This window comes from Cohnella endophytica (assembly GCF_003628305.1).
Lineage (GTDB): Bacteria > Bacillota > Bacilli > Paenibacillales > Paenibacillaceae > Cohnella > Cohnella endophytica.
The window spans coordinates 42,567-55,893 of the sequence record NZ_RBZM01000010.1; the positions used below are offsets into that span (position 1 = coordinate 42,567).

Consider the following 13,327-nt stretch of genomic DNA (forward strand, 5'->3'; position numbering starts at 1 on the left):
CGCACACTGCCTTTCCCTGACACGATTGAGGGGGTATGAGGGGAGAGGCCTTTTATGCTTCGGATTTGCCGGCGATAGATGAAGCCTTGACACGACACGCGTTGCGGGATTCGACGAGCAGAAAATCGTCGAACTTGAAGGGGTACATCAATGATTCTACGCCTAAAAATGATTCCCCAAGCGATGTATTTTTTATAGTCCAGAGTCAACACGAAGTCAACTCGTGATTCGCTTTCAAACTCTCCCATGCAAAGCATCTGTTGTTTCGTCGAATTGCTAATCTCTCCGCTCAGCCGATCAAGTTAACAAAGCCCTCGAATGATTATAAGATTTTCGTTTTAACCATCTTGCGCCAATTGTCCGTTCCCATCGCCATGATGACAAATTTGCTCATGGATTCATCGTAAGGATAAAAGTCCCGGATGGAGGAGTCTGGCGGGTTAACGAGTTTACTATATATGTCACCATCTTCAAATGTGGCAACCATGTAAGTGTCTTTCCTCGTGATTTGTCCTGCAGTTTCATAAGAAAAAGCTAATACTCTGATGATATTTATTTTTTTGCTGCTAGGAAAATCTTCTGGCGTACCTGCCCCCTGAATCCATTTCTCTAACCTTTCAAATTCCGATTTCTCAGTTAAATAGCTACCAAGTTCGGGCTGTGTCTTCGTGGTACCCGTAATATAATGAGAAATCATTACAGACTCTGGTTTCTCATCGGAAGAAGGCGGAGGACTCATTTCGCTAGTCTCTTCTACTTCGCTTTCAATTCGTTCATTTTTAGGGGAACATGCTACAAGAAAGACAACGATCGACAAAATGGTAAAAAATATTCTCAAGTTCGTAGTATTGCACATCCTTTCTTTTTGATTTTTATGGTATTTTTTGGGACAATTTACTTTGCTAGATTATACGATAAAAAAGGAGATTGTGTAAGATGATGCCACCGGTTAGGAGGGAAAACCGAGAAAGGTATAACAATACGTATGCGTATAGAAGGCCGGTATTCTCCACTAATGGAGACACCGGCCTTCTATACATTCGCGTTTATGCAAAGCCAATAAACCCGTGCAGAAATGATTAGAAAAGGCTGATTAACTTCGTACCAAGTATGGATACTGACAATCTTGAGGATGTAAATTGAGTGCCATTCCATGTCAGAAGGTTTTCGACATATCCTAATGTATCGGAGTTAGAAGTACCGATAATACGTTGAAAAGCAAGTAAATCATAACCCATCCTTTCGTTTGTAACGATGGGATACAATGCACCTAAAGCAAGAACCTCACCCTTGATTGGTTGTTTAAGTTTACCGTTTTCGTAGTAATATTGTGATAAATAGTCATAGCCTTTATAACTAATGTCTATTGTAAATAGCACGTCAAGTTGTGGACTCCCCACGCTCACTTTGTAAAAATCTTCATAATTCACATTGAATTTATACTCCTTATTATATTTTTCTACATCAAACATTTCATATAGAATGTTATTCTTGAAGGAATAGATATAAAAAATACCATATCCGCCGCTTCCTCCGGTATCAATGCTTACTAAAATGTCCTTTACGTTATCCTTAGAAAAATCCCCAAGGAATAGCGTAGGATGATATCCCGCATTGTTTTGAAGATTTACCGTTGTGCTTTGGTTAGAATGTCCATCTTGAATAAGAAGCGTAATGTTATCTGCAAAGATTCCATCGGGTTTATTTCCGTATAAATATACGTTATCGATTATTCCGTCCCCATTTACATCTCCTTGCTTCATATCAAGCAAAGTAATGCTTCTGGAATGAGTATAGGTACCCTGCGTAAACTCTTGAAATTGTCTGTACAAATTAAACATCCCCTACTCATAAGTCGAATACCTTGTGTCTACAAATATGTAGGTTATTAACTATACGATTGTGTAGATGCCCATGAAGAAATGAAATTCGGAATACATCGTTATGTGGAAGACGAAGGTGTAGTCATTTTGCAACATTCAAATAGGGAGGACAATCCATGAAAAGTAGGGGGATAAGAAGCTGGAGTGACTTAAAGTGGTCGGGATATGCCGTATTCATTTGGTCGATCGCCTATATGCTGCCCCATCTTTATTGGGCGTTGGATGGCACGTTCGGGTTGTCGATGCTAAAGCCGGGTGTATCCGAATCTCCCCAATGGGAAATGATCAACTGGGTTGCTTCCGTTTTTCTCACAGCGGCAGGATTCCTGGGAATTGCGATGATTTATCTCGGAAAACGAAAATTTCTAAGTGGGTTGTTACTCGCGGTGTCATTGGCGGGATGCTCTTTATCGACATCGCACGGCATTTATGGGATCATCTATCGCATCCTTCAAATTACAGGCGTTGCCGGTTTGGAAGCGGGACCGTTTAACGCGAAGCAACATGCTTATGTCCTGTGGGATCTTTTACTTATCGAACCTTGGTTTACGATCGAGGGCATTCTATTAGGAATCTTGGGTTGGTGTTACGTGAACAAACCGCGCGATAGACGAATCTGGTTAACGCTCTGTACGATTGGCATAAGTATCGGCATGATCACAGGTTTGCTTGGAGTACGATTCGCGTAAACACAAGGATTGCCCCATCATTTAAAGCAAAAAGCAGCCGTCCTTAGAGGTACGAGCTGCTTTTTTCATTTTCGGATGTTAGTTCCCCGTCTTAACGGCTAACCCGCTAAACGATATCGGCCCGACAACGTCGGCCCTCGTATTTGCCGCACGATTCTCAGCGGTGACCGTGTAGATATGAGCACCCGATCTTACGTTTCGATCTTCGGCTTGGAACGTAACGGCATAGTTTTGTTCGGAACCGATAGATTCAATGCCTTGAAGCGTGTTGAAGATCTCTTTTCCATCGCGGAAAATTCGGAAGAGAATTTGCGCAATCCCGGTGACGCCTCGAACGCCTACGGTTACGACCAAATCTACCAAGTTAGGTTGGGCGTTCGCCGGAATACGTAAAGTGATCGTCGCAAGCACGTTTCGGGACGGCGAACGCCGAATGGGAAAAGAGGTTGCCAAGTTAAAGCTGCGTCTCGGCTGTACGGCTGCTTTATCGATTATGCGCGCCATATGATCAACTCCTTTTGTCGGATATCCATAAGATATGCCGGACAAGCAGAGATGACTGGGTTATTCGGAAGCAATCACGTGCCGATATTTAATAAACGAAACGATTCTCCATGGAATGAGGTATCCGAATGCTACCGTCATGAAAAGTGCCATTTGGCCTTGGGGGTCCATATCGGACAGTTCCAGACGAAGAATAAACCGAATGATCACAAAACCAAGGAAAGCAATGAAAAACCCCCAGTTTTTCTTCGCGTAAATCAGATTGTCTTCTCTTACCTCGTAGTTGGTCGTCAGAATCAACGGGATCGAGAACACGATGCCAAGTCCGAAGGCTGCGCCGAAAGTCCAGGCCGGTTCATTCACGTTTGCGTTAAACACCAGCGACAGACCAGGTAACATGAATAACAAGGGAATCAACAATCGGATTCCGCTGCCTCGTATCGGACGGAACATGCTTCTCGTTCTTCTCCACAATACCAAAGCCGCTATAGCGGCGATCATCAAATATACATTGCTTCCGTTCATTTTCGATCACCTCATTCAGTTGATACTCTAATCATATATTGTAGGACGGCTCCTTGGTCAGTGTAAAATCTCATTTTATAGACATGAGAAAAGTCATATTCGAAAACGGAGCGTGGCGAAAGTAATGCTATCGCGCTGTTTTTTTATTGTTATAAAAAAGAAGTTGCTTTTCGCCCGGAATCATTTTATTCTAGATTAGAATAATTATTATTTAATATTTATTTTACTTAAGGAGAGATGACAATGGATAGTGTTGCTGCTAATGCCGGAAAGTGCCCGTTCTCGCACGGAAGCGCTACGAGTCACAAATCCAGCGGTACGACGAATAGAAACTGGTGGCCGAATCAGTTGAATTTGAACATTCTCCATCAGCATGACCGCAAATCGAATCCATTGGGCGATGATTTTGATTATGCAGAGGAATTCGGCAAATTAGACTACCAAGCGCTTAAGCAGGATCTTCGCGATCTCATGACTGACAGTCAGGATTGGTGGCCAGCCGACTACGGGCATTATGGTCCATTCTTTATACGCATGGCATGGCACTCCGCAGGTACTTACCGTACGGGCGACGGCCGCGGAGGTGCTGGAACCGGCACGCAGCGTTTTGCTCCCCTTAACAGCTGGCCGGATAACGGCAACTTGGATAAAGCTCGTCGGCTGCTGTGGCCGATTAAGCAAAAATACGGCAACAAAATCTCTTGGGCCGACTTGTTCATTCTAACCGGTAATGTCGCGATCGAATCGATGGGCGGCAAAACATTCGGTTTCGGCGGCGGACGCGCGGACGTGTGGCACCCGGAAGAAGACATCTACTGGGGCGCGGAAACGGAGTGGCTGGGGGATAAGCGTTATACGGGCGATCGCGAGCTTGAGAATCCGCTTGCCGCCGTTCAGATGGGTCTGATCTACGTGAATCCGGAAGGTCCGAACGGCACTCCGGATCCGCTTGCAAGCGCGCGCGATATCCGCGATACCTTCAAACGGATGGGGATGAACGATGAAGAGACCGTTGCCCTCGTAGCCGGCGGACATACATTCGGCAAAGCGCACGGTGCAGGCGATGCCGCGCATGTGGGCGCGGAGCCGGAAGCTGCCGCGATCGAAGCGCATGGCTTAGGTTGGCTCAGCACGCATGGCTCCGGCAAAGGCCGCGACACGATCACAAGCGGTATTGAAGGGGCTTGGACCGCGAATCCGACACAGTGGGATAATGGCTTTTTCGAACTTCTGTTCGGATACGAATGGACGCTTACGAAGAGCCCTGCGGGCGCACATCAGTGGGCTCCGGTAAATCCTGCCGCCGAGCATCTCGCACCAGACGCGGAAGATGCATCCATTCGCGTTTCGACGATGATGACTACCGCGGATATGGCCTTGCGCGTTGATCCGGCGTACGAGAAAATTTCTCGTCGTTTCTACGAGAATCCGGAAGAGTTCGCGGATGTATTCGCTCGCGCATGGTTTAAGCTCACGCACCGGGACATGGGTCCCCGTGCAAGATATCTAGGCCCGGAAGTTCCCGAAGAAGTGCTGATCTGGCAAGATTCCGTGCCGACAGTTGAATATGCTTTAACGGACGCGGAAGTAGAAGATCTCAAAACGAAGATTCTAGACTCCGGTCTTACGATCGGTGAACTGGTCACTACGGCTTGGGCTTCGGCTAGCACCTTCCGCGGTTCCGACATGCGCGGCGGCGCGAACGGCGCCCGCATCCGGCTTGCGCCGCAGAAGGACTGGGAAGTGAACCAGCCCGCGCAACTTACCAAAGTGCTTACGATTCTAGAAGGCATTCAAGGTGACATAGATGTCAAAGTCAGCCTCGCCGATTTGATCGTACTCGGCGGCAGCGCCGCGGTGGAGAAAGCCGCACGCGACGCAGGCTTTCATGTAACTGTTCCTTTTGCTCCCGGACGCGGAGATGCAACGGAAGAACAAACCGATGTAGAAAGCTTCGCGGTGCTAGAGCCGATCGCCGACGGTTTCCGCAATTATCAGAAGAAGCATTTTAGCGTAAGCTCGGCAGAGCTTCTAGTAGACAAGGCACAACTGCTAAACCTGACCGCACCGGAAATGACGGCTCTTGTGGGCGGCATGCGCGTACTGGGTACGAACTTCGGCGGCACCAAACACGGCGTATTCACCGACCGCGTAGGCACGCTTACTAACGACTTCTTTGTTAACCTGCTCGATATGGGAGTACAGTGGAACCCTGTGGGCGGAGATGTATTTGAAGGCCATGATCGCAAGACCGGCAAAGTCGTTCGTACGGCGACTACGGTCGACCTCGTATTCGGTTCAAATTCCATTCTGCGAGCTATTGCGGAAGTTTATGCGCAGGACGATAACCAATCAAAGTTCGTGCGCGACTTTATTGCGGCTTGGGTAAAGGTAATGAACGCAGACCGTTATGACCTTCATTAACGGTTAGTGCGGGCAAACTGAACATGTAAAGCAAGGAGCGGTGTTTGTTATCGAATACTGCTCTTTGTTTTAGAATAAGGAGGGGCACAAATGGCACTCGCGCTGAGTAAGGAAACGATATTAGACCAAATGAAAAAAGAAGGTCTGCGTCATACTCCCCAGCGGGTTCATATCGTCGAGCTTCTATTCGATTTGTCGCACCCGACGGCAGATGGGATTTATGCCTTGATGGCCGAGAAATTTCCTTATGTCAGCCCGATGACCGTATATAGCACGCTCAAAAAACTGAAGGAGATCGGCGTCGTCAGAGAACTCACTAATGGCAACAAGTCCAGCAACTTCGAATTGGCCGATAAGGATCACTGGCATTTTCATTGTAAAGCTTGCGGCGAGATCTATGATCTGGAATCGAATGATCCCGAAACGCTGATGGCCGTCGGTTCGAATAACGGCGCGTTCCGGGTCGATCATTATCGTGTCGAGTATTATGGCCTATGCGCGGACTGTAATGCTTAGAGGTAGCACAAAAAAACGTCCTCCTTTACGGCATTGTGCCGGAAGGAGGACGTTTTCGGTTACCGCTTATACGTCGGAAGGAGCAGGAGGTTCCGCGCCTTTATTTTTCAAATCGTCATAGAAATGCGCCGTCGTGACGGCAATATACGGTGTAAGCCACAAAAAACCGATGCCTATCGTCGGAATGCACAACAACGCCCATCCGATAAACGTGAGCTGAAGAACGAAAAAGCGCCATTTGTGGCCGGCCATCATCTGCTTGCTGCGACGGATCGCTTCCAAGGGGCCGATTTCCGGATTATCCGCGAGAATGTAGTAAGCCATGGAATAGCGTAAGCCGGCAATGATGCCTGGAATGATCAGCAGAAGCGCCCATAGCATCGTGAAGATAAAGGTCAACAAATAGAGCAGGAAAGCTTTGACCGGATTATTGAACCCATGGTACACGGTCGTTACGGGAGGATTTTGTTTGCGGGCGATTCCAAGATAAAAGGTGATGGTACCTAGAGCGAGCATCCCGGCAATCAGAAAACTTACGATATTCTCGGCGATCTGCGCGGATTGGGATATAATCCCAAGCATACCGAGAACGAACGAAGGGATGGCGGCTAGAAAGATCGAACCGATCGCTTTTCCCCAGTTTCCTCGTAAGCTTTCTCTGGCTCTTGCTCGTAATTCCGAATAAGTGGCATTCACTGACAGCGTTCCTCCTAATGAGTTGTATGCTCTTGATAAAATTGTAATTTGACCAAATTCATATTCGACAATTTCGACGATAATCCTCTAATGTCGGAAAAAAAGCAGGCCGGGAGCTCCCTCTTAGGAGAACTCCCGGTCTTTGCTTTAATTTGTTCTACACTTACATGGTTAGTAAGAAGGTGGTAATAATAACCCTTGAAATAGGGATCAAAGGACATTCGACAATCAAAAGGAGGATATAATTAAAGTGAAGCAGCTAGTGATCGTAGTTTCCTTGTGTCTGATTTTGGTCTCATGTTCGCCCAAGCAAAATAATTCCATGAGAAATAACGCCGTGAGAAATAACGCCGTTAGCTCCACCGTTACCCTTCGCGCGTTAGGACATGCCGAGACTTTACAAGCAAATCATTGGAAAGAAAACGGAAAGGTTTGGATTGCGGCGGATCAAGCCGCTAAATTGTTTCATTATCAATACGTTTGGGAACCGAAAAAACAGGTAGCGGAGATGGGTTATACCGATCCCCTTTATAAATTTTCCAAGGGCTCAAAAACAGCGAAAGTGGGAGACGAATCGGTTCGGTTAAATGAGGCTCCCCGTGTGAAGGGCGATAAGCTTTACCTCGAAATAAGCTCTTTATCGCAGCTGTGGCAAACTCCGGTAAAATGGGATGCAAAAACGAATTCCGTTGTCGTCACACCGCCAAACGCAACTCCCAAGAATAACGGTTTAAAAGCCGAATCGGCAGGAAATGCGGGTAACGCAACCGAGGTCATCGCGTTCGCGAACCGATTTATGGGTACCCCGTACCGTTTTTCCGCAGGACCTTATAATCAAACCCATGCATTCGACTGCTCGTCGTTCGTCCAGTATGTATTCGGACATGTCGGTATCAAATTGCCGCGCTCCTCGAAGTCGCAATCGACCGTGGGACAATGGGTTGGCCGAGATGCTTTGATGCCGGGCGACTTGATTTTTTTCTATACCCCGGGCAGGTACAGCAGCAATCGGATCGTCGGGCATGTCGGGATATACATTGGCAACAACCAAATGATTAATACCTATGGATCTCCGGGAGTAACCATAACTACTCTTAATGCAAACTGGAATAAGCGTTACTTATGGTCCCGTAGGGTATTGTAAGATCTGCATATCGATTCGGTGGGGGGGTGAAGAAAGTTCATCCTCCCATTTTCGATTGCCTGGAAATATGATGAAGAGGCAGCATTGAAGGTGAAATCTATAGGAGAAGGTGAGCGGCAAAATGACTCTTAATCAAGTGTATAAGGCGTTCGCACTGCTTGGAATGATTGGCGCAATCATACAGATTGGATCGATAACGTATGCCTACTTCGATACGGATACGACAGTGCCCCGTACGATTAACACTTTCGCGCTCATTTTCATTATTTTCGGTATTATCGTCTCCTATCTCGTTCAGTACAAACAACTAGGATGGTTCGGATTGATCGGCTTTATCGTCGTATTCATCGGTCTGCTGCTCATTGTCGGCTTATCCTGGGGGGAAGCGTTTGCGCGTCCGGTAATCGAGGATCTCGACCCTTCATTGATTGCGATAAAAGGAAGCAAATCACCGGATCTGCCATCGCCTCTGGCCGAAGGAACGGTTATTTCCTTCTTCACCTTTAATATTGGGCTCATTTTGTACAGCATAGCCTTACTTAAGTCCAGCACGCTTGCTAGATGGGCAGGCATACTATTCTTACTGGGCTTGATCGGAAACTTCGTTCCGCCTGACGACGATAAAGGGCTGTATTTCCTAAATGCGGCGGTTCTGTGGATTGGCTGGAAAGTGTGGACGCGCAAGGCTGAGGCCTAACGTCAGCTTGCGAACAAGAGCTCGAGAAAAGTAACGTAATGCTACTAGAGCCGAAACCGCTCCCATCTCCAATGGGGGCTTTTTCGACATTCTGGAGCATGCCGCGTACATGAACAAGCCCTATTGACAGCATCGTTCTACCGGAGTAGAATGCAAATAAGGTCATTCTACTGCGATAGAATAGCGGTAAAAGGGAGCGCGAGTACGATGGAAATCAAACTGTTTGATTCCGAACTGAAAATAATGGAGATTTTATGGAAAGAAGGCAGCGTCACCGCAAAACATATTGCCGATGTTCTGGGAAAGCAGGTGGGGTGGAGCAAAACGACTACTTACACGGTCATAAAAAAGTGTCTCGACAAAGGAGCCGTTTTACGGATCGATCCCGATTTTGTCTGCCGTGCTCTCATAACGCGGGAGCAAGCTCAACAATTTGAAACCACCGAGCTGATCAACAAAATGTACGATGGCGCAGCCGATCAGCTAATCGCCTCCCTTCTAGGACGCAAAAAGCTGTCGTCAAAAGAAATTGAACGGCTTAAGCAGCTTGTAAATGAATTGGAATGAGGTGAGGTTATGACGGTTTATGAAATGAGCGTTTCCGCATCCCTTCTCATTCTTGCGATCGTGGTCATACGTGCGCTTGCCATTCATCAGCTTCCCAAAGCTACATTCCTAGTTTTGTGGGGAGTGGCCATGTGCCGGCTGCTTATCCCTTTTTCCGTAACCTCGTCATTTAGTTTATACGCGGCATTAGACAGACTCAATCATTTCCGGCCAGAGCTGCCTTCGGCAACGGTTACTTCCTTGCAACAGGTTGCAACCCTTAAACCAATCGCAAATGCTACTGAACAAGCCGTCGATGCCGCAACAGCAGCGGCAGTCTCGATAAATCCTGTTTGGATGATTTGGGTGACGGGCGTGACCGTTTGCGCATTATTTTTCCTTATTACGCATTTCAGATTTCGTCGGGTATATCAGACTGCGCTTCCGATCGACAACCGTTTGATCGATGAATGGCTGCGTTCGCATAAGATCAGACGGCCGATTCAAATCAGGCAGTTGGACAGGATTAATGCACCCTTGACCTACGGAATTTTACGTCCGGTTATTCTATTGCCCAAGGCAACGGATTGGACGGACGAAAAGCAGTTGAGATATGTACTGATGCATGAATTCGTACACATCAAGCGGTTTGATACGTTATGGAAATGGCTGCTTGCGGCAAGCTTATGCGTCCATTGGTTTAATCCGATGGTGTGGGTGATGTATCTATTAGCTAACCGTGATATTGAACTCTCATGCGATGAAACCGTTGTTCGCGCATTCGGTGCAAAGCAGAAATCTTCCTATGCGCTTACGTTAATCAACATGGAAGAAAAGCGAAGCATGTATGCGCCGTTTTGCAATAATTTCAGCAAAAATTCGATCGAAGAGAGGATAAAAGCAATCATGAAGCTGAAAAAGATCTCTATCGTCGGAACAGCGGCTGCATTGGTCTTGGTTATCGGCGTGTCAGTCGCTTTTGCAACGACCGGCCCCCATGCAAAGGGGATTACGGCAACTGCTACGCCCGTCGCGCAAAATGCTTCCGAAAACCAAATATCAGGACACGGAAATTTGCTGAAGGCCGAGCCTAAAAAGGATGCATTTAAAGAAATCGATATAACCGATCTGAATTTGAATATCGACGCAAAAAATATCTCGGAGGCCAAAAACCTCACGGAATCAATCACAGGCGACGACTTTAGCAGCTTTGTAATCAAGTTTCAACAAGACATGGATGAAAGTACATTGAACTCTCAAAACATCCTCGTTTTTATAGGCAAAAAATCAACCGAATTTAACTACGCTTATCATGCGAAATCAAGAAAGCTTAATATTGATCTTAAGCTGGATTCCGAACAAAAGTCGCAAGGCGGTTTTACCGCTGCGCCCGTGCGTATTTTGCTGACGAAAAAGATTAAAACGTCCGACGGAAAATTTATCGATAACGATTATGTTTGCTTATATCGCGAATAGAAGAAGGGCCGGAGTTCCTCTAACGAGGAATTCCGGCCCCTCAATATTCTATTAGGTAGTTAGATCACTCTTGGGGACGAGTCCCCGGCTCCAAGCCCGTAGAAGTCGCCGTCTTGATCAGCCGTACCGTTAAGTCGCTATGTAGCCGAATTTGGCAAGATAGCCGGACGGCGGCGTCTTCGATTCCTTTGTTACGGAGGACCGTCGCTTCCGCCTCTTCCATCTCGCCCGCATTCCCGGAGAGTACCTCTACGGCGCATGTCGTGCACTTGGCATTGCCGCCGCAGCGGTGCAAGATGTCGACCCCGCTATCCTCCAAAGCAAGAACGAGTTTCGTACCTTCGACCGCCTGAATGGCGTCTCTTCCTTCTACTTGAATCGTAGGCATTGGCCATTCCTCCTCGGATTGTTCATCCTTATATTTTCCTAACCCGCTTCTATTAAACCATTGCCTTCGTGAATAAGTCCAATTCCAATCCAAATGTTAAGTTGCCGTTGACGAAAAATAGATAAAAATAAAAAAAATGGAAGAGGGATTCGGGGTTCCGCAAAGAACTATCTTTATGAACGGACATCATGTTCATTCGATTTACTTCTCAAATAATGGAGGATGAAACGATGAACATTAAAGAGCAGACGATTTTTAATCTGACTGGAAACAATCTGAAAACAACGGATCAAGAGATTAACATTGTCGGCAAAATCGATGAACCGCTTATTCTGATATTGGAAAACGTATTAAGCAGCGTTGAATGCGATGCGTTAGTTGATTTGGCTAAAAATAGATTGGAGCGAGCTAAAATAGGCAAGTCTCACGTCGTAAGCGAGATTAGAACAAGCAGCAGCATGTTTTTCGAGGAAAGCGAAAATGAATTGATTCAAAAAATCGAAACTAGAGTATCCGATCTGATGAATATACCGATTTCGCATGCTGAACCGCTGCAAATTTTGCATTATAATGTCGGTGACCAGTATCAGCCTCATTTTGACTATTTTACGTCCGCGAATGTGGTCAACAATCGGATTAGCACGCTGGTAATGTATTTAAATGACGTGGAAGCAGGCGGCGAAACGCATTTTCCTTCGCTTCGTTTATCGGTAACTCCTAAGAAAGGCAGTGCCGTCTATTTTGAATATTTTTATAGCGATCATCTCTTGAATGAACATACTTTACATGCAGGGAATCCCGTCGTAGTCGGGGAAAAATGGGTGGCTACCCAGTGGATGAGAAGACAACGGCATCGTTACACAACGGAGTAGAGATGAACGGCGCGAAAGGCTTCCGATCTCACTTTGCCGATTCAGCCAGCTTCAAATAAAAAAAGAAGCAGTCGATAAAGCAAAGATGATAGTATAAAAGAATAGAAATAGGTCCAGAGATTACATACGAAAGGGAAGTGTTGTTATGGTAAAAGCTTATAAAAATTGCCAAAGCTGCGGAATGCCGCTGAAGCGGGATGAAAAAGGCGGAGGCACGGAAGCGGACGGAACGAAGAGCGTAAAATTTTGTAGTCATTGTTATGAAGAGGGTCAATATACGTTACCCGAGATTACGGTCGGGCAAATGCAGGACCGCGTACGCGACAAGGTCATCGAATTCGGTATGCCTAAATTTATGGCCGGATTTTTTACCAGAGGCATACCTAAGCTGGAACGCTGGCGTAATTAGTGGGCAATGGTACTATAAAGCCAAAATTCAAAAGTGAAAACAAGGCCAGAATTCCTCGTCCGAGGGTTCTGGCCGTTGTTGTTTAGGAGACGTGCTGCGCGATATCAACATGAGGGGTCACGTTGACAGCCTCGGTTTATAGTTATAAACTAAATCTAAAGGTTTATAACTATAAACCATGGCGGGAGGCAAGTATGAATAATTTGAAGCTTTGCGAAAGCGATTATCGCTTTATGCTGGTAGTGTGGGAGAACGAGCCTGTAGCTTCGGGGCAGTTGGTAACGCTATGCTCTGAAAAGCTCGGTTGGAAGAAGCCCACCACCTATACGGTTCTTCGGAAAATGTGCGAAAAAGGACTGCTTAAAAACGAGGATACGATTGTGAGCTCCATTGTACCCAAGGGGCAAGTACAAGCTTATGAGAGCGAACATTTTATAGAGCGGACTTTCGAGGGCTCGCTTCCGCAGTTTCTCGTTTCGTTTTTCGGAAATAAGCCGTTGTCCAAGAAGGAAGCTGAAGAGCTAAAGCGCTTGATTGACGAACACGAGGAGCGATGAG

At 46.5% G+C, this 13,327-nt stretch carries 16 protein-coding genes; 10 read left to right on the forward strand and 6 right to left on the reverse strand.

Features of this window, described 5'->3' with window-relative positions:
- Nucleotides 1-322: 322 nt before the first annotated feature.
- Both D7Z26_RS21925 and D7Z26_RS21930 read right to left on the reverse strand, forming a co-directional pair.
- Nucleotides 323-739 (reverse strand): hypothetical protein, encoded by a 417-nt coding sequence (locus D7Z26_RS21925; protein WP_120979167.1) that lies wholly within the window; start codon nt 737-739, stop codon nt 323-325.
- Nucleotides 740-1,079: 340 nt separating this feature from the next.
- A complete protein-coding gene (locus D7Z26_RS21930; protein ID WP_120979168.1) occupies nt 1,080-1,841 on the reverse strand; it encodes a VCBS repeat-containing protein in 762 nt (253 codons plus the stop codon).
- Nucleotides 1,842-1,999: 158 nt separating this feature from the next.
- Here D7Z26_RS21930 and D7Z26_RS21935 point away from each other — a divergent pair, with 158 nt between their 5' ends.
- On the forward strand, nt 2,000-2,572 hold the full coding sequence (locus D7Z26_RS21935) for a DUF3995 domain-containing protein (protein ID WP_120979169.1): 573 nt from the start codon (nt 2,000-2,002) through the stop codon (nt 2,570-2,572).
- A 78-nt stretch (nt 2,573-2,650) separates the two neighbouring features.
- Here the strand turns inward: D7Z26_RS21935 and D7Z26_RS21940 are convergent, their stop codons facing one another.
- Both D7Z26_RS21940 and D7Z26_RS21945 read right to left on the reverse strand, forming a co-directional pair.
- On the reverse strand, nt 2,651-3,076 hold the full coding sequence (locus D7Z26_RS21940) for an exosporium protein C (protein WP_120979170.1): 426 nt from the start codon (nt 3,074-3,076) through the stop codon (nt 2,651-2,653).
- A 60-nt stretch (nt 3,077-3,136) separates the two neighbouring features.
- The gene (locus D7Z26_RS21945) at nt 3,137-3,601 is read right to left on the reverse strand and encodes a CcdC family protein (protein WP_120979171.1); all 465 of its coding nucleotides are present in this window, start codon (nt 3,599-3,601) and stop codon (nt 3,137-3,139) included.
- Between the two features lie 243 nt (nt 3,602-3,844).
- Here D7Z26_RS21945 and katG point away from each other — a divergent pair, with 243 nt between their 5' ends.
- Both katG and D7Z26_RS21955 read left to right on the forward strand, forming a co-directional pair.
- Nucleotides 3,845-6,025 (forward strand): catalase/peroxidase HPI, encoded by a 2,181-nt coding sequence (katG, locus tag D7Z26_RS21950; RefSeq protein WP_120979172.1) that lies wholly within the window; start codon nt 3,845-3,847, stop codon nt 6,023-6,025.
- Nucleotides 6,026-6,115: 90 nt separating this feature from the next.
- Nucleotides 6,116-6,541 carry a Fur family transcriptional regulator gene (locus D7Z26_RS21955; protein ID WP_120979173.1) on the forward strand — a complete coding sequence of 142 codons (426 nt, stop codon included), beginning with the start codon at nt 6,116-6,118 and terminating at the stop codon, nt 6,539-6,541.
- 66 nt (nt 6,542-6,607) lie between these two features.
- Here D7Z26_RS21955 and D7Z26_RS21960 read toward each other — a convergent pair whose 3' ends face one another.
- Nucleotides 6,608-7,237, reverse strand: coding sequence for a DUF975 family protein (locus D7Z26_RS21960; protein WP_120979174.1), 630 nt, complete (start codon nt 7,235-7,237; stop codon nt 6,608-6,610).
- Nucleotides 7,238-7,487: 250 nt separating this feature from the next.
- On the opposite strand from D7Z26_RS21960, the gene D7Z26_RS21965 reads away from it, so the two are divergent.
- From D7Z26_RS21965 to D7Z26_RS21980, 4 genes are all read left to right on the forward strand, one after another.
- Nucleotides 7,488-8,381: a C40 family peptidase gene (locus D7Z26_RS21965; RefSeq protein WP_120979175.1), complete on the forward strand. Its 894-nt coding sequence runs from the start codon at nt 7,488-7,490 to the stop codon at nt 8,379-8,381.
- Nucleotides 8,382-8,502: 121 nt separating this feature from the next.
- On the forward strand, nt 8,503-9,078 hold the full coding sequence (locus tag D7Z26_RS21970; protein ID WP_120979176.1) for an NADH-quinone oxidoreductase subunit A: 576 nt from the start codon (nt 8,503-8,505) through the stop codon (nt 9,076-9,078).
- 207 nt (nt 9,079-9,285) lie between these two features.
- Entirely contained in the window at nt 9,286-9,645 is a 360-nt protein-coding gene (locus D7Z26_RS21975) for a BlaI/MecI/CopY family transcriptional regulator (RefSeq protein ID WP_120979177.1), read from the forward strand.
- Between the two features lie 9 nt (nt 9,646-9,654).
- Nucleotides 9,655-11,100, forward strand: a complete 1,446-nt coding sequence (locus tag D7Z26_RS21980) for a M56 family metallopeptidase (protein WP_120979178.1) — start codon at nt 9,655-9,657, stop codon at nt 11,098-11,100.
- Between the two features lie 64 nt (nt 11,101-11,164).
- Here the strand turns inward: D7Z26_RS21980 and D7Z26_RS21985 are convergent, their stop codons facing one another.
- Nucleotides 11,165-11,488 (reverse strand): 2Fe-2S iron-sulfur cluster-binding protein, encoded by a 324-nt coding sequence (locus D7Z26_RS21985; RefSeq protein WP_120979179.1) that lies wholly within the window; start codon nt 11,486-11,488, stop codon nt 11,165-11,167.
- 230 nt (nt 11,489-11,718) lie between these two features.
- On the opposite strand from D7Z26_RS21985, the gene D7Z26_RS21990 reads away from it, so the two are divergent.
- The 3 genes from D7Z26_RS21990 to D7Z26_RS22000 all read left to right on the forward strand — a co-directional run bounded on the left by D7Z26_RS21990 (nt 11,719) and on the right by D7Z26_RS22000 (nt 13,326).
- Nucleotides 11,719-12,360 (forward strand): 2OG-Fe(II) oxygenase, encoded by a 642-nt coding sequence (locus D7Z26_RS21990; RefSeq protein ID WP_120979180.1) that lies wholly within the window; start codon nt 11,719-11,721, stop codon nt 12,358-12,360.
- Nucleotides 12,361-12,505: 145 nt separating this feature from the next.
- The gene (locus D7Z26_RS21995; RefSeq protein ID WP_120979181.1) at nt 12,506-12,769 is read left to right on the forward strand and encodes a zinc ribbon domain-containing protein; all 264 of its coding nucleotides are present in this window, start codon (nt 12,506-12,508) and stop codon (nt 12,767-12,769) included.
- A gap of 122 nt (nt 12,770-12,891) precedes the next feature.
- Nucleotides 12,892-13,326 (forward strand): BlaI/MecI/CopY family transcriptional regulator, encoded by a 435-nt coding sequence (locus D7Z26_RS22000; RefSeq protein ID WP_233567109.1) that lies wholly within the window; start codon nt 12,892-12,894, stop codon nt 13,324-13,326.
- The last annotated feature ends 1 nt before the right edge of the window (nt 13,327 follow it).

What these genes read in the sequence shown, in the direction of transcription:
- D7Z26_RS21970 (WP_120979176.1), top strand. Translation starts at nt 8,503, where the DNA reads ATGACTCTTAATCAAGTGTATAAGGCGTTCGCACTGCTTGGAATGATT.
- D7Z26_RS21995 (WP_120979181.1), top strand. Translation starts at nt 12,506, where the DNA reads ATGGTAAAAGCTTATAAAAATTGCCAAAGCTGCGGAATGCCGCTGAAG.
- D7Z26_RS21940 (WP_120979170.1), bottom strand. Translation starts at nt 3,076, where the DNA reads ATGGCGCGCATAATCGATAAAGCAGCCGTACAGCCGAGACGCAGCTTT.
- D7Z26_RS21925 (WP_120979167.1), bottom strand. Translation starts at nt 739, where the DNA reads ATGAGTCCTCCGCCTTCTTCCGATGAGAAACCAGAGTCTGTAATGATT.
- D7Z26_RS21930 (WP_120979168.1), bottom strand. Translation starts at nt 1,841, where the DNA reads ATGTTTAATTTGTACAGACAATTTCAAGAGTTTACGCAGGGTACCTAT.
- D7Z26_RS21945 (WP_120979171.1), bottom strand. Translation starts at nt 3,601, where the DNA reads ATGAACGGAAGCAATGTATATTTGATGATCGCCGCTATAGCGGCTTTG.
- D7Z26_RS21955 (WP_120979173.1), top strand. Translation starts at nt 6,116, where the DNA reads ATGGCACTCGCGCTGAGTAAGGAAACGATATTAGACCAAATGAAAAAA.
- D7Z26_RS21985 (WP_120979179.1), bottom strand. Translation starts at nt 11,488, where the DNA reads ATGCCTACGATTCAAGTAGAAGGAAGAGACGCCATTCAGGCGGTCGAA.
- D7Z26_RS21990 (WP_120979180.1), top strand. Translation starts at nt 11,719, where the DNA reads ATGAACATTAAAGAGCAGACGATTTTTAATCTGACTGGAAACAATCTG.
- D7Z26_RS21935 (WP_120979169.1), top strand. Translation starts at nt 2,000, where the DNA reads ATGAAAAGTAGGGGGATAAGAAGCTGGAGTGACTTAAAGTGGTCGGGA.
- D7Z26_RS21975 (WP_120979177.1), top strand. Translation starts at nt 9,286, where the DNA reads ATGGAAATCAAACTGTTTGATTCCGAACTGAAAATAATGGAGATTTTA.
- D7Z26_RS21980 (WP_120979178.1), top strand. Translation starts at nt 9,655, where the DNA reads ATGACGGTTTATGAAATGAGCGTTTCCGCATCCCTTCTCATTCTTGCG.
- katG (WP_120979172.1), top strand. Translation starts at nt 3,845, where the DNA reads ATGGATAGTGTTGCTGCTAATGCCGGAAAGTGCCCGTTCTCGCACGGA.